This is a genomic window from Allobosea sp. P5_A5, assembly GCF_056400625.1.
On sequence record NZ_JBFUKY010000003.1, the window covers coordinates 69,890 to 87,026 of the forward strand.

Below are 17,137 nucleotides of genomic sequence, written 5' to 3' on the forward strand. Positions count from 1 at the left end.
GTCTTGGCTCGCTCAGTTCATCGTCGGAATGACGAAGCTCGCGCCATCCTTGATGCCGGAAGGCCAGCGCGCCGTCACTGTTTTGGTCTTGGTGTAGAAGCGGATCGAGTCCGGCCCGTGCTGGTTGAGGTCGCCGAAGGAGGAGCGCTTCCAGCCGCCGAAGGTGTAATAGGCCAGCGGCACCGGGATCGGCACGTTGATGCCGACCATGCCGACCTGCACTTTCGAGGCGAAGTCGCGCGCCGCATCGCCGTCGCGGGTGAAGATCGCGGTGCCGTTGCCGTATTCGTGGTCGTTGGTGAGTTTCAGCGCTTCTTCATAGCTCTCTGCACGGACGACGGAGAGAACCGGCCCGAAGATCTCTTCCTTATAGATGCGCATGTCCTTGGTGACGTTGTCGAACAGGCAACCGCCGACATAGAAGCCGTTCTCGTAGCCCTGCATCTTGAAGTCGCGGCCGTCGACGGTGAGCGTCGCGCCTTCCTGGACGCCAAGCTCGATATAGGAGCGGATCTTTTCTTCCGCCGCCTTCGTAACGACCGGGCCGTAATCGGCGCTGGAGTCGGTCGAGGGGCCGATCTTCAGGCTCTCGACGCGGGGAATAAGCCGCTTCACCAACTCGTCGGCGGTGGCCTTGCCGACCGGAACCGCGACCGAAATCGCCATGCAGCGCTCGCCGGCCGAGCCGTAGCCCGCGCCGATCAGCGCATCGACGGCCTGGTCCATGTCTGCGTCAGGCATGATGACCATGTGGTTCTTGGCGCCGCCGAAGCACTGCACGCGCTTACCATTGGCGCAACCGCGGGCGTAGATATACTCCGCGATCGGCGTCGAGCCAACGAAGCCGACGGCCTTGATTTCGGGGTGGTCGAGGATGGCGTCGACCGCTTCCTTGTCGCCGTTGACGACGTTGAGGATGCCGGGAGGGCCGCCTGCCTCGACGAAAAGCTCGGCCAGGCGCATCGGCACGCCGGGATCGCGCTCGGAAGGCTTCAGGATGAAGGCGTTGCCGCAGGCGATCGCGGGGCCGAGCTTCCAGAGCGGGATCATCGCGGGGAAATTAAACGGGGTGATGCCGGCGACGACGCCAAGCGGCTGGCGCAGCGAATAGATGTCGATGCCTGGGCCGGCGCCGTCCGTGAACTCGCCCTTCATCAGGTTGGGGATGCCGAGCGAGAACTCGACCACCTCGACGCCGCGCTGGATGTCGCCCTTGGCGTCGGGGATGGTCTTGCCATGCTCACGCGCCAGAAGCTCGGCCAGCTCCTCGTTGTTCTGCGCGATCAGGTCGAGGAATTTCATCAGCACGCGGGCGCGGCGCTGCGGGTTAACCGCGGCCCATTTCACCTGCGCTTCGGCTGCGTTTTGCACGGCGGCGTCGAGTTCGGAAGGGCTCGCCAGAGCGACCTTGCCGATCACGCTGCCATCCATCGGTTGGTAGATGTCGGCGGTGCGCCCCGAGGTGCCGTCGACGTGCTTGCCGCCGATATAATGCCCGACCTGACGCATGGCGCCCTCCCTACGAATTGTCGATCTTACGATCCTGTGGCCTGACTACCATTCTCGTTTGCGCACGGCTATAGCGGCACTTGAACGCGGGCCGTGCAAGAACGCGAATACGGGGAGGGCCTGTTGGAGCGCTTCGACTGGGATGATCTGCGGTTTTTTCTGGCGGTCGCGCGTTCGGGCAGACTGACGGCTGCGGCGCGCCGCCTCGGCGCGGACCATGCCACCGTGTCGCGCCGGATCACCTCTCTGGAGGAATCGCTGAAAGCGAAGCTCTTCGAGCGTCGCCCGCAAGGCTACACGCTGACCGCCCATGGCGAGCGCCTGCTGGCCAAGGCGGAGAGCATGGAAACCGAAGCGCTGGCGATCCAGAGTGACATCGGCGGTGCTGACATGGCGTTGTCGGGCACGGTCCGGATCGGCGCGCCCGACGGCTTCGGCACCGCGTTCCTGGCGCCGCGTCTCGCGCAGTTCGCCAGCGCCTATCCGGGGCTCGAAATCCAGCTTATCGCCATGCCGCGCCTGCTCTCCCTTTCGAAGCGCGAGGCGGACGTCGCGATCACGCTGGCCCCGCCCAAGGAGGGCAAGGTCGTCGCCCGCAAGCTCGCCGATTACCGCCTCGGCCTTTATGCCTCGCCGGCCTATCTGGCCGCCACGCCGCCGGTCGGCACGCCTGAGGACCTCTTTGCCCACCGCATCATCGGCTATATCGACGACCTGATCTTTTCGCCCGAGCTCGACTATCTCGACGAGGTCGCGAAGGGTCTGCGCGCGCAGGTGCAGAGCTCCAGCGTCATCGCCCAGATGAATGCCGTCGCAGCCGGCGCCGGCATCGGCGTGATCCACCATTTCATGGCCGAGGGAAACCCGCTGCTCGTGCCGGTGCTGCCCGAGACCGTGCAGATCACGCGCTCGTTCTGGCTGCTGGTTCATGCCGATCTGAAGGACGTCGCACGGGTGCGCGCCATCGTAGACTTCGTGGTGCGGGAAGCGAAGGCTTCGCGGGCGCTGTTGCTGGGTGAAACCGTGAAGATGGAGCGGCGGGCGGCCGCCGAATAGCCTGCTCGGTGTCGAAGCAGGCCTGGTTTCGCCCGTTCTGCTTGGCGATATAGAGCGTCTGGTCGGCGAGGTTCAGCCCGGCTGCCAGCGTCTTCAAGGCCCGGGTAGCATGCGGCGATGGCCCCTTTATATCCGCCAGGGCAGAACGTTCTCCGGTAGTCGCCGGCCGATCAGGTCGAGCCCGAGCATCGCGACCAGAATGACCGCACTGGCGCTGATCGCGATCGCCGCCGCCTCGCCGGCAAGCCCGGCTTCCTTCAGGCTGAACAGCACGACGCCCAACGTCTCGGTTCCCGACGACCACAGCAGCGCCGAGACGGTCAGTTCGTTGAATGCGACGAGGAACACCATCAGCGCCGAGATGGCTGCTGCCGGCGCCAGGATCGGCGCCACCACATAGCGCAGCATCTGCCACGTCCCGGCGCCATCGAGCCGCGCGGCCTCCTCGTGATGCGCTTCGATCTGGGCCATCGCCGCGACAGGCGCCTTCAGCGCCAGCGGCAGGAAGCGCGCCATATAGGCGAAGAGGATGATGAACGGCGTGCCGTAGATGCTGACGCCGACGAGCGGCAGCGGCTTCAGGAACAGCAGGATGCAGGCAATCGCGAGCACCACGCCCGGTAAGGCGTAAGGCAACTCGACGATGAGCTCGACAGCCCGCCGAAGCTTGCCGAGGCGCCTCTCCAGCCCATAGGCGAAGGCGATCGAGCTCAGCGCCAGCACAATCCCGGCAACGGCCGCGAAGCCGAAGGAGTTGCGGAAGGCGCGAATCGTCACGCTTTGTCGCAGCAGCACCTCGGCGAACTTGTCGAGGGTCAGGCTCTGCCAAGAGAGCGGTACGCCGAGCGCAGGCGTCAGCGCGTCGCAAAGCAGCGCCAGCAGCGGCAAGCCCAGTTTCAGCAGCAGGACGAGCCAGAGCGCTGCTGTCGCGAAAGAACGCATGTTGCCGAGGCGCCAGTAAGGTTCGAGCGGCCGTTCGATCTCGACCTTGCCGTTCTGCCTGCGGCTCAGCAGCATGCCGGAAAGGACGCCGCCCATCGCGACCAAGCCGACAAGAACCGCGAGCGCGGCAGATTCGGGCAGGCTTTCGGGGCCGAAACTCGACAGCCGGCGATAGATCAGTGTCGGCAATGTCAGATAGTTGGCGGGGAGGCCGAGTAGTGCCGGAATGCCGAAATTGCCGATCCCGGCGACGAAGGCGACCAGTGCGGCAGCCGCAAGCTGAGGGCGCAGCACCGGCAGGATAATGCGGGTCGTCACGGTAGCAGGCCCGGCGCCTTCCATCTGCGCCGCTTCGACAAGCGAATGCGGAATGCTGCGCAAGCCGCTCCAGACCGTCATGGCGACGAGCGGTGCGTGGTGCAGGGCCATGACCAGAATGATGCCACCACGGCCGAGCAGCGGGTTGGGCGTGCCGGGCGGCGGGGCCAGGCCCACCAACGCCAGCAACGGCGAGTTCGGCGCGAGAAGGCTCAGGAAGGCCAGGGCCGCGACCTGCGGCGCAATCATCATCGAAAAGACGAAGCCGAATGCCAAAGGCCGCTTTCCCCGGACATCGGTAACTCCCAGCACGAGCGCCACCAGCGTGCCGAGGATGAGCGCTCCGAGCGTCGAGCAGAGCGCGGTGTCGAGGGTGTGGAGCGTCGCCGCGACGGCCGAACGGCTCGCCACGGCTTCGAAAGCAACGTCCGGCGCAAAGCGTCCGCCGGGCATCAATGCCGCTAGCAAAAGCCGCAGGAAGGGCAGGGCCCCGAACAGCAGCGCGACCAGGACGATCAGCGCCGGGAGAAACGGCGCGCGCGGCGCTCGCCAGAGCCCAACCGGACGCGACAGCCCCAGGCCGGCAGCGGCTTCGCGCTTCCGGGAAAGGCCGAAGGCCAGCGTCAACGCGCTGGCACCGTTGCCGAGCGCCGGCTGATCACTCGAAGATGCCGCTGAAGTGCTTGCGGGCGGCGTCAGAATCGACGAGCGCCTTCGCGGCGTCGAAGGACATCAGCTTGATCTCGCTGCGGGCCGGATAACCGGCCGGAAGGGCGACGCTGGCGAGCGCCGGCACATAACCCTGCTTCGAGGCGACCTCCTGCCCATCCTTCGACAGCAGGAAATCGATGAAGGCGTGAGCGGCTGCCGCATTCTTCGTGCCCTTCAGGATCGCGACCGGCTCGCTGACGGCCGAAACGCCTTCGCTCGGAAACACGAACTCGACCGGCGCGCCCTTGGCCTTTTCGCGGATCGGCATGAAGTCAACGATCATGCCGTAGAGCTTCTCGCCCGTCGCGACCTGGCGCAGGATGTCGCCATTGGCGCCGGCGGCAAGCGCACCATTATCCCTCAGCTTCTCGTAATAGCCCCAGCCATCCCCAAGGTTGCCGGTCAGCGTCATGGTGTGGATCAGCGCCGCGCCGGAATTGAGCGGGCTCGGCATCGCGACGAGGTTTTTCGCTTCCGGCTTGGCCAGGTCGAGCCAGCTCGTCGGTTTCAGCGGCGCCTTGGTGTTGTAGACGATGCCGGTGGTGATCAGCTTGGTCGCGAACCAGACCTTGGCCGGGTCGTGGATACCGGCGGGATAGGCCGAGACATCGGCCTTGTCGTAGGCCTCCAGCCGGCCTTCCTTCTTCAGCCCTTCCATCGTCACCGAATCGGCGATCAGCAGCAAGTCGGCCTGCGGTGCTCCGGCCTCGAATTCGGCCCTGAGCTTGGCGAGAATGCGCGGCGTGCCGTCACGAACGAAGGAGATATCGACCTTCGGATATTTCGCCTTGAACGCATCGACCGTCTGCTGCGCGTCGGTGTTCGGCTGGCTGGTATAGAGCACGAGCTTGCCCTCGACCGCCTGCGCGTGTGCCGCAGCGGTCATCGCGAGGGCAAGCATCGTGGCTGCGCCGAGAATCTTGCTACGCATCGCGTCTCTCCACCGTGGGCTCTCTTTCAGGATCGGGTGCCGGTAGTCCCCCTATACGACAGTTCGATGAAAACGCTGTCGCAATCCTGCGCCCCGGCCCTGCCATAGACGGGGGTCGATACCGCACACAGCGTAGCGGCCTTTACGCCGATGGGCTCGCAATGCCGGCCGGGAGGCGCCACATTGATCAGGACAGCCCGGCAGTGCATGACAGCCGAAGCCGCCGCAGCAAGGGACCGGAACAGACATGGCCTCCAAACTCGATCAGCTCCGCGAGATGACGACCGTCGTCGCCGACACCGGCGACATCGAGGCGGTCCGCCGGCTCAAGCCTGTCGATTGCACGACCAACCCGACATTGATCTTCAAGGCTGTCGAGACGCCGGCCTATGCCCATCTGGTGGATGAGGCGATCCAGTGGGGCAAGAAACAGGGCAGCGGCGAGAAGGCCGTCCAAGCCGTGTGCGACCGCCTTGCCGTCAATTTCGGCGCCGAGCTGGCCAAGATCGTTCCCGGCCGGGTCTCGACCGAGGTCGATGCAGACCTTTCTTTCGACGGCAAGGCGACGCTCGACAAGGCCCGGGCGATCATCGCCTCCTATAAGGAGCGGGGCGTCGAGCGCGACCGGATTCTCGTCAAGATCGCCTCGACCTGGGAGGGCATCCAGGCCGCGAAGGTGCTCCAGAGCGAGGGCATCGATTGCAATCTAACCCTGCTCTTCGCGCTGCCTCAGGCTGTGGCTGCGGCCGACGCCAAGGCCTTTCTGATCTCGCCCTTCGTTGGGCGCATCCTCGACTGGCACGTCAAGGCCGGAACCGGGCCTTACACGGCCGAGACCGACCCTGGCGTGGTCTCGGTGCGCAGCATCTACGCTTATTACAAGACCTACGGCGTCAAGACCGTGGTGATGGGCGCGTCGTTCCGCAACACCGGCGAGATCGAGGCGCTGGCCGGCTGCGACCGGCTGACGATCGGTCCGGCCCTGCTCGATGAATTGGCGGAGGCGACCGGGGACATGCCGCGCAAGCTGAACCCGGACGCGCCCGGAGAAGCGCCAGCCAAGCTCGAACTCGACGAGAAAGCCTTCCGCTTCGCAATGAACGACGATCCGATGGCGACAGAGAAGCTGGCGGAAGGAATCCGCGGTTTCGTCAAGGATCTGCACGGCCTGCGCAAGCTCGTCGCCGAAAAGCTCCTCTGAAAATACGAAGGGCCGGATTGCCCGGCCCTTCCCTCAAACGGATTGCGATAAAAAAGAGGTTGGGCGCGCTCAGCGGGTTGCTGTCTCGACCGGCTGGTCCTTGAGCGATGCCGTCGCGGTCTTGGTCGGCACACCGTCACGGAAAAACGTGCGTCCACCAGCCGCAGCCATCTGCAACTGACCCTTCCAGCCCTTGTCTCCGGCCTTGCCACCGAGCGCGGCAAAATCGGCTTTGTCCAGCATGTCGGCGTCGCGGCCCTGATAGACCTTGACCCCGGCTGCCGTGACGACGATGTCGCCGCGCCGCAGGGTCGGGTCCTTCAGATACCAGTTCGGGTCGCTCGACGGGTCGAGCTGCACGACGGGCGGCGAAGGCTTGCTGGAGACCTCGGGATAGGATTGGCGCTGCGGTTTCACGGTGACATTGAGCGGGTCGTAATTCTCGATCGACGCAACCGGCGCCTGGCGCCGGGGCGCCCCGAAGAAGGCGCTGGCGAAGTCGTCGAAAATGTTTGCCGCCTGCACCTGCGAGGCGCCAAGCAGGATGAGCCCGGCGGCAACCCCCCAACGTGCCGAACCCTTGCGAACCATGTCTCGATCTCCTGTGTCGTTGCCGCGGGGACAACGATCCAGGGTCGCGAAAGGTTCGCCGCCGATTCACATATGTGGTGAAAAAATTGCGCGGATGTGGCGGCGAGCGCCGTCTTCACCTTTGCGTGTGGCAGGAGGCCGGGTCATCGCGCATTCACGCAAGGTGCCTTAGCTCAAAATCCCAGTCCGACCCGGAATGTTGTTATGATCAGGCGCGTCTTTTCCGTTGCTCTCGCCGTCGCCATCTCCGCCGCCTCGATCGCAAGGGCCCAAACCGCCTGGAATTTCGATCGCAGCGCGACCGAGATCAGCTTTATCGGCCATCGGTTCGGCGCGACGGTCGCGAACGGCCGCTTCGAGCGCTTCGACGGAACGTTCGCGATCGATTTCGACCATCCCGAGAAGAGCCGTATCCGCGTGCTGCTCGAAACTGGCTCGATCAAGGCCGGCTCCGCCTTGATGGATGGCTTTATCACCGGAGAGAGCATGCTCGACAGCGCTAGATTTCCGACGGCCAGCTTCGTTTCCGATGCTGTTAAGCGTGTGGGAGAGCGCGAGATCGAGATCGATGGAAAGCTGACGCTGAAGGGCGTGACACATCCCTTCGTCGTCAAGGCGGTGGTCGATGGCGATATCGACAAGGCAAGGCGCGGCGAGGCTCTGCCCTTCCACGCCCAGGGCAGCTTCCTGCGTCCGAGCTACGATATCGGCCGCGGCGTGAACATCGTCGACGATCAGATCGATATCGAGATCAAGGGCCGACTGGCGCGATGACTCAGGCCGTGCGTGCGCCGGCCCGCTGGCATCCCGCCAGCGTGGCTCTCCACTGGCTGACGCTACTGCTCATCCTGTTCCAGTTCTGGGTTGCGGGGCCGATGCGCGACGAGACGCGCGACCTCGTCTCCCGCTTCAAACTCTACCAGCTGCACAAATCGGTCGGGCTGACGGTTGCGGCCTTCGTCGCGCTGCGCTTGCTGCTGCGCATGACGGTGCGGGCGCCCGCCCCGGACAGTGCGAATCCATGGCTGCGCCGCTCTGCGAGTTTTGTCCACGCGGCCCTGTATGGCTGCATCATCGCCCTGCCGGTCACCGGCCTGCTGATGGCGGCAGCGGCACCGATCCAGATTCCGACGCTCTATTTCGGCCTCTTCTCGGTTCCGCACCCGCATGGCCCTAATCCGGCGCTGTATCGGCAGATGCTGGCATTGCATGACAAGGCCGGCGATCTCCTGATCGCACTCGGAGCCGTGCATGTGGCGGCGGTCGCCGTCCACAWGCTGTTTTGGCGAGACGGTCTGCTCGGCCGGATGTGGTTCGGGCGGCGCTGAACCTGAGGCTTAGCCCTTGCCCTGTGCGGCAAACGCCTCGGCGCGGATGGTCGAGAGCGACTTTGCCGGGGTGATCGCCTCGGGATCGAGCAGGCAATGGATGATAGCCGGCTTGCCGGAAGCTTGTGCCCGCTCAAAGGCGGCGGCGAACTCCTCGGTCCGTTCGACGCGCTCGCCATGGCCGCCAAAGGCCCGAGCATAGTCGGCGAAATCCGGGTTTTTCAACGTCGTCGCTGAAACGCGGCCGGGATAGTGCTTCTCCTGATGCATCCGGATCGTGCCGTACATGCCGTTATCGACCACGATCACGATGACCGGCAGGTCGTACTGCACGGCCGTTGCGAAATCCTGCCCGTTCATCAGGAAGCAGCCATCGCCGGCAAAAGCGATGACGGTCCGCTCCGGAAAGAGCCGCTTGGCACCGATCGCTGCTGGCACGCCGTAGCCCATTGAGCCGCAGGTCGGCGCAAGCTGCGTCGCGAATTTGTTGAAGCGGTGGAAGCGATGCACCCAGGTCGCGTAGTTGCCCGCGCCGTTGCAGAGGATGGCATCGTCGGGAAGCTGGCTGCGCAGCCAGCGCACCATCTCGCCGGGGTGGAAGGTTCCGGCGACGGGCGCGGGCTGCTCGCTCCACCCGATGTAGGACTCATGCGCCTCGGTGGCCGCGCCGGCCCAGGCGATTTCCCGCGGCGGGTGCACAGTCTCCAGCGCGGCACAGAAAGCCGTCGGCGAAGCGTTGATGGCAAGGCTGGGACGATAGACCCGCCCGAGTTCTTCCGGGTCCGGATGCACATGGACGAGCGGGCGGCCCGGATTGGGAATGCCGAACAGCGTATAGGACTGGCTTGGCATCTCCGACAGCCGCCCTCCGACCAGCAGGACAAGATCGCTCTGCTGAATCCGTGCCAGCAGCTTCGGGTTTGGGCCGATGCCGAGATCGCCGGCGAAGTTCGGATGGTCGGCCGGAAACAGCATCTGCCGGCGGAAGGACACCGCGACCGGCAATTCGAAACGCTCTGCAAAGCGCTGGAACCGCTCGATCGCCTGCGGGTTCCAGCGCGAGCCGCCGAGGATGGCGATCGGCTTCTTGGCAGCCCAGAGGCGCTTCTGCAGATCGATGGTCTGCAAAAGTGACGGATGCGTCTCCGTCACCTGATAGGGCTCGGCATCCGCGACATCGGCGAGGTCGGTCAGCACATCCTCCGGCAGCGCGATCACCACAGGGCCAGGGCGGCCCGAGGTCGCGACATGGAAGGCGCGGCTGATGATCTCGGGGATGCGCGCGGCATCGTCGATCTCGGTCGCCCATTTCGTCATGCTGCCGAACACGGCGCGATAATCGAGCTCCTGAAAGGCCTCGCGCTCGCGCATGCCGCGCTCGATCTGCCCGACGAAGAGGATCAGCGGCGTCGAATCCTGATCGGCGATATGGATGCCGGGCGAGGCGTTCGTAGCGCCGGGCCCGCGCGTGACGAAGCAGATGCCGGGTTTTCCGGTCAGCTTTCCGGCGGCCTCCGCCATCATGCAGGCGCCGCCCTCGGCCCGGCATATGGTCACCTTCATCGAGGCGTCATGCAGCGCATCGAGCACGGCAAGATAGCTCTCGCCCGGCACGCAGAAGGCGTCGGTGGCGCCATGAAGAATGAGCTGATCGACGAGGATCTGCCCGCCGGTGCGATGAGTCATTGCTCTTTTTCCTTGTCCCTGTCCTTGCCCTCATTGCGAGGAGCGCAGCGACGAAGCAATCCAGAACGACGTCGAGCGCGCCCTCCTGGATTGCTTCGCTGCGCTCGCAATGACGGCGGATGTCATCGCGCCAACCCGCCCCAGGCGGGGTCGTTCAGGATATCGGCGGCGTGCTCGCCCAGTCGCGGACTCGGGCGTGGCGACACCTGCCGCACGCCGTCCATGACGATGGGCGAGGCGATCGTCGGGATATGGCCCGCCTTCGCGACGTCGCTGGCCAGCTCCACCTTGACGCCGCGCGCGGCAACCTGCGGGTCGGCGAAGACTTCAGCGATGTCGTTGATCGGCCCGGCCGGAACGCCGACCTGTTCGAGGGCCGCCAGCAGATCGAGCTTTGCATAGCGCTGGCAAAGCCTGTGCAGGATGTCGGTCAGCGCGACGCGGTTCTTCACCCGCGAGCGGTTGTCGATGTAGTCGATGTGCTCTGCCAACGCCGGCTCGCCCAGCACTTCGCAGAGTTTGCGCCACTGGCCGTCATTGCCGGTTGCGATGATGATGTGACCATCCGCGACCGGGAAAACATCATAGGGCACGATGTTGGGATGCGCGTTGCCGAGCCGCGCCGGCGGAGCCCCTCCGACGAGATAGTTCATCGCCTGATTGCCGAGCACCGCGATCTGCGTGTCGAGCAGCGCCATGTCGAGCGTAGCGCCTTCGCCGGTCTGGTCGCGCCGCCGCAACGCGGCGAGGATCCCGGTGCTCGCATAAAGCCCGGTGAAGATGTCGGCGACGGCATAGCCCGCCTTCATCGGTGCGCCTGCCGGCTCCCCGGTCACCGACATCGGTCCGCCCATGCCCTGCACCAGGAAATCATAGCCGGCGCGCGGGGCATAGGGGCCGGTCTGCCCGAAGCCCGTGACCGAGCAATAGACCAGCCGCGGAAATTCGGTGCGCAGCGAGACAGCGTCGAGCCCGTATTTGACGAGCCCGCCGACCTTGAAGTTCTCGACCACGACATCGGCATGCGCGGCGAGGCGCTTCACCAGGGCCTGGCCTTCCTCGGTGCGAAAATCGGCCGTGATCGAGCGCTTGCCGCGATTGGCCGAATGGAAATAGGCCGCCGACAGGTTCTCCCCATCGACACCTTCGACGAAGGGCGGCCCCCATTTGCGGGTATCGTCGCCCTCCGGGGCCTCGACCTTGACGACATCGGCGCCGAGATCGGCCAGCAACTGGCCGATCCAGGGACCGGCCAGAATGCGCGCCAGTTCGAGAACGCGCAGGCCGGCGAGGGGAGGGGTTGTCATGGCGTCATTCCGGCTTGGACACCGCCGTCATGGTCGGGCTTGACCCGACCATCTCCGGGGAAGTTCGCTCGGGACGAGATGGTCGGGTCAAGCCCGACCATGACGGCGAGGATCGATCAGAAAAACGCCTGCAACCCGGTGATCGCCCGGCCGAGGATCAGGGCATGGACGTCATGCGTGCCCTCATAGGTATTCACCGTCTCAAGGTTAGCCGCGTGGCGCATCACCTGATATTCGATCGAAATGCCGTTGCCGCCATGCATGTCGCGGGCCTGACGCGCGATATCGAGCGCCTTGCCGCAATTGTTGCGCTTCACCAGGCTGATCATCTCCGGCGCCATCTTGCCCTCGTCGAGCAGGCGGCCGACCCGGAGAGAGCCTTGCAGGCCGAGCGTGATCTCGGTCAGCATGTCGGCGAGCTTCTTCTGGTAGAGCTGCGTCTGCGCCAGCGGCTTGTTGAACTGCTTGCGGTCGAGGCCGTATTGGCGCGCCCGGTGGAAGCAGTCTTCGGCCGCACCCATCACGCCCCAGGAAATGCCGTAGCGGGCGCGATTGAGACAGCCGAACGGACCCTTCAGGCCCGAGACGTTCGGCAGCAGGTTTTCTTCCGGTACGATCACGCCATCCATGACGATCTCTCCGGTGATCGAGGCGCGAAGCGAGAGCTTGCCGCCGATCTTCGGGGCCGACAAACCCGCCATCCCCTTATCGAGAATGAAGCCGCGGATCTGGTTGTCATGTGCTGATGATTTCGCCCAGACGACGAAGACGTCGGCGATCGGCGAATTCGAGATCCACATCTTCGATCCGGTCAGGCGATAGCCGTCGGCGACCTTCTCGGCGCGGGTCTTCATGCCTCCGGGGTCCGAGCCGGCATCCGGTTCGGTCAGGCCGAAGCAGCCGACGAACTCGCCGCTGGCGAGCTTGGGCAGATACTTCTTGCGCTGCTCTTCGCAGCCATAGGCATAGATCGGATACATCACCAGCGAGGACTGGACCGACATCATCGAGCGGTAGCCGGAATCGATCCGCTCGACCTCGCGCGCCACCAGCCCGTAGGAGACATAGTTGGCGCCGGCGCAGCCATACTCTTCCGGCACGGTGACGCCGAGCAGGCCGAGCTCGCCCATCTCGTTGAAGATCGAGCGGTCGGTCGCCTCATTGAGATAAGCGTCATGGATGCGGGGGGCCAGCTTCTCCTGCGCGTAATCACGCGCGGTGTCGCGGATCAGCCGCTCGTCCTCGCCGAGCTGCTCGTCCAGCAGGAAGGCGTCGTCCCAATTCAGCTCGGCGAGCTTGTGATTGGCGGCCATGTCGGTTCTCTCCCGTATTGTTCTTGCTCACCGTCATTGCGAGGAGCGAAGCGACGAAGCAATCCACGGGGACGTCGAGCGCTGCCGCTCTTGGATTGCTTCGCGGAGCCTGTCCTTGGGCTTGCCGAAGGCAGGACCCGAGGGCTCGCAATGATGGTGGTGTTCCAATCACGCTGTCGATCACGCATCCACGTCGAAGCTGACGCCCTGCGCCAGCGGCAGCGTGGTGCCGTAGTTCACCGTGTTGGTGGCGCGGCGCATATAGGCCTTCCAGGCGTCCGAGCCGGCCTCGCGGCCGCCGCCGGTCTCCTTTTCGCCGCCGAAGGCCCCGCCGATCTCGGCGCCCGAGGGGCCGATATTGACGTTGGCGATGCCACAATCGGAGCCCTCATCCGAGACGAACAGTTCCGCGTCGCGCATGTTCATCGTGAAGATCGACGAGGACAGCCCGGCGCCGACCGCGTTCTGCATCGCGATCGCCTCATCCAGCGACTTGTACTTCATCACGTAGAGGATCGGCGCAAAGGTCTCGCGCTCGACCGGGCCGCACTGCCGGGGCATCTCGACCAGAGCTGGGCGAACATAGAAGCCGCCTGCACCGACCTCGACCTTCTCGCCGCCATGGACGACGCCACCCTCGGCGCGGGCCTCGCCCAGCGCCTTCTGCATGCCCTGATAAGCGGCTTCGTCGACCAGCGGTCCGACCAGCGTGCCGGCCTCGCGGGGATCGCCGATCTTCACCGAGGCGTAGACTTTGGCGAGCTTCGGAACGAGCTGGTCGTAGACGCTTTCATGCACGATCAGGCGCCGCAGCGTGGTGCAGCGCTGGCCGGCGGTACCCATCGCGGCGAAGGCGATGCCGCGCAGCGCGATGTCGAGATCGGCCGAGGGCGCCACGATCGCGGCATTGTTGCCGCCGAGTTCGAGGATGGCGCGCGCGAAGCGGGCCGCGAGCTTCTGGCCGACTTCCTTGCCCATGCGGGTCGATCCCGTGGCCGAGACGATCGGCACGCGGTGATCCTGCACCAGGATGTCGCCGACCTCGCGCCCGCCGATCAGCACTTCGGAGAGGCCGGCCGGCGCCTCGGGACCGAACCGCTTCATCGTCTTCTCGACGATGGCCTGTACGGCAATCGCGGTGAGCGGGGTCTTCTCGGACGGCTTCCACACGACGCTGTCGCCGCAGACGAAGGCGAGCGCCGCATTCCAGGACCAGACCGCGACCGGGAAGTTGAAGGCCGAGATCACGCCGCAGACACCGAGCGGATGCCAGGTTTCCATCATGCGGTGGTTCGGCCGCTCGGTCGCGATGGTGAGACCGTAGAGCTGCCGCGACAAGCCGACCGCGAAATCGCAGATGTCGATCATCTCCTGCACCTCGCCGAGGCCTTCGGAGACGATCTTGCCGGCTTCCAGCGTGACCAGCATGCCGAGATCGGTCTTGGCGGCGCGCAGTTCCTCGCCGAGCAGGCGGACGAACTCACCGCGGCGCGGCGCCGGCACCCTGCGCCAGACGAGGAAAGCGGCCTGCGCCCGGCCGATGGCGGCCTCTGCTTCGGCCGGCGTGGTCTCGCGCAGCGTCGCGACCGACTCACCCGAGACGGGCGATCGTGCGGAGAGGCCCGTCGGGGCGTAGGCGGCATCGGAGACGCCGAGCCGCTTCAGCAAAGCGAGGGTGTCGTTGGGAAGCGAGGTGGTCATGGTTGAGTTTTATCCTGATCGCCGGCGAACCGCAGCCCTCATCCTGAGGAGCAAACGCGAGCCTGCGTCTCGAAGGATGCTCCAGGGGTTTCGCAACCATCTGGTGCATCCTTCGAGACGCCGCTGACGCAGCTCCTCAGGATGAGGGCTCTTGTCGGAGCGCCGAGGGGCATCCCCGACATCCCACCAAGAATGCCCTCTTCCACCTGTTGAGGGCAACCGATATGTTCTCACCACTTGGTGAGAAGTTCTCATGGATAATACATTCGTTCCCGGCCGTCTTTCGGTGCCGTCTCTGTCGGCGCTCGCGGCATTCGAGGCCGCCGCGCGGCATGGCAGCTTTACGCGTGCGGCGGAGGAGCTGAACCTGACGCAAGGCGCCGTCAGCCGACAGGTCGGGCAACTCGAAAAATCGCTCGGCGTCGCGCTGTTCGAGCGCGCCAAGAAGCGCGTCAACCTGACGGCGGCGGGGGCGTCCTATGCCGCCGAGATCCGCGAAGGGCTTTCGCGGCTGGCGGCGGCAACGGTGTCGACCATGGCGTTTCGCGGCGCGGCCGGCGTGCTCAACCTCGCCATCCTGCCGACCTTCGGCACGCGCTGGCTGATCCCGCGGCTGCCGCGTTTCACCGATGCGCATCCCGGCATCACCATCAACTTTGCAACGAAACTGGTGCCCTTCGATTTCGGTCGAGAGGCCCTCGATGCTGCGATCCATTTTGGAGGTTCGGTCTGGGCCGGCGCCCGGCTGCACAGGCTGATGGGGGAGGAGATCGTGCCGGTCGCCTCGCCCGCGCTGGTGTCGCGCTTCGGCCTTTCCGAGCCGGCGGATATGCTCAAGGTGCCGCTGCTGCAGCAATCGACGCGGCCGCGAGCCTGGGCGAACTGGCTGGAGCGGCAAGGCCTGCCGCCGCAGCGCGCCTTGATGGGCCCGCGCTTCGAGCAGTTCGCCATGGTGGCCCAGGCAGCCGTCGCGGGCCTGGGTCTAGCCATCGTGCCGCGCTTCCTCGTCGAGGAGGAACTGCGTTCGGGCACGCTGGTGATCCCGGTCGATCGACCGGTGACCGGCGAGGAGGGCTATTACCTCGTCTATCCCACGGAAAAGGCGAGCCGGCCGACGGTCGTCGCCTTCCGCGAATGGCTGCTGGCCGAATGCGGCATCACCGACTGATCCGCCTCTCGACAAGCCCGGCATTGCGCGTCATTCATGCGCGGAAGTCACCAACCCGCTCGATCATAGCGCGTCCATCCGGTCGCGGTCACGATGATCGATCTCGATGCTCCAGCTGCGCTGATCCGCCGAGGCCGCCATGCCGTCTGCTTCAGAGACCGCCGACGTCGTCATTTGTGGCGGAGGGGCGATCGGCTCATCCGTAGCCTATCACCTCGCCGCCGATCCCGGCTTTTCCGGCCGCGTGGTGGTGGTCGAGAAGGATCCGACCTATCGCTACTCGGCCTCCGCGCTATCAGCTGCTTCGATCCGCCAGCAATTCTCCAGCGCGGTGAATATCCGCGTCTCGTTGCATGGCATCGCCTTCCTGCGCAGCATCGGCGAGCATCTCGCGGTCGAGGGCGAAGTGCCGACGATCGACCTGCACGAGGGCGGCTACCTCTATGTCGCCAGCGAAACCGGCCAAAAAATCCTCGAAGCCAACCAGAGGCTTCAGCAACAGGAAGGTGCCGATATCGAACTTTATGCTGCGGATATGCTGCGCAGCAAATTTCCGTGGCTGAATGTCGATGATCTGGCCTGCGGCACTTTTGGGGCGAGCGGCGAGGGCTGGTTCGACGGCTGGGCGCTGCTGCAAGCCTTTCGCAAGAAGGCCCGCAGTCTCGGCGTCGAATATCGCCAGGGCGAAGTCGCTCGCTATCTCACCGAGGGCGGCCGCGTCACGGCGGTCGAACTGAGCGACGGCCGCCGCATCGCATGCGGGGCCGCCGTCAACGCCAGCGGGACGCATGGGGCGCGGCTGGCGGCCACCGCCGGGGTCGACATCCCCGTCAAATCGATGAAGCGCTATGTTTTCTCCTTCACCTGCAGGGGTGATGTCGGGAACTGCCCGCTGCTGATCGACACGAGCGGCGCCTGGTGCCGGCCGGAAGGTCAACGGACGGCTGAGGGCCAACTCTTCATCGGCTCCTGTTCACCGCTGACGCCGGAGCAGGATGTCGAATGGGTCGAGACGGACCCGGCGGTCGAGGATGTCGACTGGCCTTTCTTCGAGGAGGCGGTGTGGATGCCGCTCGCGCACCGCATCCCCGCTTTCGAGCAGATCAAACCCGGCCGCGCCTGGGCCGGCCCCTACGATATGTGCGGGCTCGATCACAACGCCATCGTCGGGCCGGCGGTCGACGTGCCGAACCTCTATCTCGCCAACGGCTTTTCCGGCCACGGCCTGCAGCAATCGCCGGCGGTCGGCCGTGGCCTGGCCGAGCACATCCTGCATGGCGGCTATCGCTCGCTCGATCTTGCCGATCTCGGCCATGAGCGCATCGTGACAGGGCGGCCGCTGGCGGAAGCAAATATCATCTGACGGGACCGTGCC

Annotated in this window: 14 protein-coding genes; 6 read left to right on the forward strand and 8 right to left on the reverse strand. The window is 65.4% G+C overall.

Going from position 1 to position 17,137, the window contains the following annotated elements:
• Positions 1-12: 12 nt before the first annotated feature.
• On the reverse strand, positions 13-1,509 hold the full coding sequence (locus AC1DR6_RS07210; RefSeq protein WP_476828523.1) for a CoA-acylating methylmalonate-semialdehyde dehydrogenase: 1,497 nt from the start codon (positions 1,507-1,509) through the stop codon (positions 13-15).
• 123 nt (positions 1,510-1,632) lie between these two features.
• Here AC1DR6_RS07210 and AC1DR6_RS07215 point away from each other — a divergent pair, with 123 nt between their 5' ends.
• Positions 1,633-2,565: a LysR family transcriptional regulator gene (locus AC1DR6_RS07215; protein ID WP_476828982.1), complete on the forward strand. Its 933-nt coding sequence runs from the start codon at positions 1,633-1,635 to the stop codon at positions 2,563-2,565.
• Positions 2,566-2,691: 126 nt separating this feature from the next.
• On the opposite strand, the gene AC1DR6_RS07220 is transcribed toward AC1DR6_RS07215, so the two are convergent.
• Both AC1DR6_RS07220 and AC1DR6_RS07225 read right to left on the reverse strand, forming a co-directional pair.
• Complete coding sequence (locus tag AC1DR6_RS07220; RefSeq protein WP_476828524.1) at positions 2,692-4,452, reverse strand: ABC transporter permease; 1,761 nt, start codon at positions 4,450-4,452, stop codon at positions 2,692-2,694.
• Between the two features lie 31 nt (positions 4,453-4,483).
• Positions 4,484-5,467 carry an ABC transporter substrate-binding protein gene (locus AC1DR6_RS07225; protein WP_476828525.1) on the reverse strand — a complete coding sequence of 328 codons (984 nt, stop codon included), beginning with the start codon at positions 5,465-5,467 and terminating at the stop codon, positions 4,484-4,486.
• Positions 5,468-5,714: 247 nt separating this feature from the next.
• On the opposite strand from AC1DR6_RS07225, the gene tal reads away from it, so the two are divergent.
• Positions 5,715-6,668: a transaldolase gene (tal, locus tag AC1DR6_RS07230; protein WP_476828526.1), complete on the forward strand. Its 954-nt coding sequence runs from the start codon at positions 5,715-5,717 to the stop codon at positions 6,666-6,668.
• Between the two features lie 69 nt (positions 6,669-6,737).
• Here the strand turns inward: tal and AC1DR6_RS07235 are convergent, their stop codons facing one another.
• Entirely contained in the window at positions 6,738-7,259 is a 522-nt protein-coding gene (locus AC1DR6_RS07235) for a hypothetical protein (RefSeq protein WP_476828527.1), read from the reverse strand.
• A 204-nt stretch (positions 7,260-7,463) separates the two neighbouring features.
• Between AC1DR6_RS07235 and AC1DR6_RS07240 the strand changes: the two genes are divergently transcribed.
• Together AC1DR6_RS07240 and AC1DR6_RS07245 are read left to right on the forward strand one after the other, a co-directional pair.
• Complete coding sequence (locus AC1DR6_RS07240; RefSeq protein ID WP_476828528.1) at positions 7,464-8,033, forward strand: YceI family protein; 570 nt, start codon at positions 7,464-7,466, stop codon at positions 8,031-8,033.
• A complete protein-coding gene (locus tag AC1DR6_RS07245; protein WP_476828529.1) occupies positions 8,030-8,587 on the forward strand; it encodes a cytochrome b in 558 nt (185 codons plus the stop codon). The genes AC1DR6_RS07240 and AC1DR6_RS07245 overlap by 4 nt, the downstream gene beginning before the upstream one ends.
• A 9-nt stretch (positions 8,588-8,596) precedes the next feature.
• Here AC1DR6_RS07245 and AC1DR6_RS07250 read toward each other — a convergent pair whose 3' ends face one another.
• The 4 genes from AC1DR6_RS07250 to amaB all read right to left on the reverse strand — a co-directional run bounded on the left by AC1DR6_RS07250 (position 8,597) and on the right by amaB (position 14,594).
• Positions 8,597-10,273 (reverse strand): thiamine pyrophosphate-binding protein, encoded by a 1,677-nt coding sequence (locus AC1DR6_RS07250; RefSeq protein ID WP_476828530.1) that lies wholly within the window; start codon positions 10,271-10,273, stop codon positions 8,597-8,599.
• A gap of 122 nt (positions 10,274-10,395) precedes the next feature.
• Positions 10,396-11,580, reverse strand: coding sequence for a CaiB/BaiF CoA transferase family protein (locus tag AC1DR6_RS07255; RefSeq protein ID WP_476828531.1), 1,185 nt, complete (start codon positions 11,578-11,580; stop codon positions 10,396-10,398).
• Between the two features lie 116 nt (positions 11,581-11,696).
• On the reverse strand, positions 11,697-12,893 hold the full coding sequence (locus AC1DR6_RS07260; RefSeq protein WP_476828532.1) for an acyl-CoA dehydrogenase: 1,197 nt from the start codon (positions 12,891-12,893) through the stop codon (positions 11,697-11,699).
• A gap of 180 nt (positions 12,894-13,073) precedes the next feature.
• Complete coding sequence (gene amaB / locus AC1DR6_RS07265) at positions 13,074-14,594, reverse strand: L-piperidine-6-carboxylate dehydrogenase (RefSeq protein WP_476828533.1); 1,521 nt, start codon at positions 14,592-14,594, stop codon at positions 13,074-13,076.
• A 253-nt stretch (positions 14,595-14,847) separates the two neighbouring features.
• Here amaB and gcvA point away from each other — a divergent pair, with 253 nt between their 5' ends.
• Both gcvA and AC1DR6_RS07275 read left to right on the forward strand, forming a co-directional pair.
• The gene (gene gcvA, locus AC1DR6_RS07270; protein ID WP_476828534.1) at positions 14,848-15,762 is read left to right on the forward strand and encodes a transcriptional regulator GcvA; all 915 of its coding nucleotides are present in this window, start codon (positions 14,848-14,850) and stop codon (positions 15,760-15,762) included.
• Positions 15,763-15,901: 139 nt separating this feature from the next.
• A complete protein-coding gene (locus AC1DR6_RS07275; RefSeq protein ID WP_476828535.1) occupies positions 15,902-17,125 on the forward strand; it encodes an NAD(P)/FAD-dependent oxidoreductase in 1,224 nt (407 codons plus the stop codon).
• Positions 17,126-17,137 lie beyond the last annotated feature (12 nt).

Coding starts and splice junctions, on each gene's coding strand:
- AC1DR6_RS07225 (WP_476828525.1), bottom strand. CDS start 5,467: ATGCGTAGCAAGATTCTCGGCGCAGCCACGATGCTTGCCCTCGCGATG.
- AC1DR6_RS07210 (WP_476828523.1), bottom strand. CDS start 1,509: ATGCGTCAGGTCGGGCATTATATCGGCGGCAAGCACGTCGACGGCACC.
- tal (WP_476828526.1), top strand. CDS start 5,715: ATGGCCTCCAAACTCGATCAGCTCCGCGAGATGACGACCGTCGTCGCC.
- AC1DR6_RS07250 (WP_476828530.1), bottom strand. CDS start 10,273: ATGACTCATCGCACCGGCGGGCAGATCCTCGTCGATCAGCTCATTCTT.
- gcvA (WP_476828534.1), top strand. CDS start 14,848: ATGGATAATACATTCGTTCCCGGCCGTCTTTCGGTGCCGTCTCTGTCG.
- amaB (WP_476828533.1), bottom strand. CDS start 14,594: ATGACCACCTCGCTTCCCAACGACACCCTCGCTTTGCTGAAGCGGCTC.
- AC1DR6_RS07260 (WP_476828532.1), bottom strand. CDS start 12,893: ATGGCCGCCAATCACAAGCTCGCCGAGCTGAATTGGGACGACGCCTTC.
- AC1DR6_RS07235 (WP_476828527.1), bottom strand. CDS start 7,259: ATGGTTCGCAAGGGTTCGGCACGTTGGGGGGTTGCCGCCGGGCTCATC.
- AC1DR6_RS07240 (WP_476828528.1), top strand. CDS start 7,464: ATGATCAGGCGCGTCTTTTCCGTTGCTCTCGCCGTCGCCATCTCCGCC.
- AC1DR6_RS07275 (WP_476828535.1), top strand. CDS start 15,902: ATGCCGTCTGCTTCAGAGACCGCCGACGTCGTCATTTGTGGCGGAGGG.
- AC1DR6_RS07255 (WP_476828531.1), bottom strand. CDS start 11,580: ATGACAACCCCTCCCCTCGCCGGCCTGCGCGTTCTCGAACTGGCGCGC.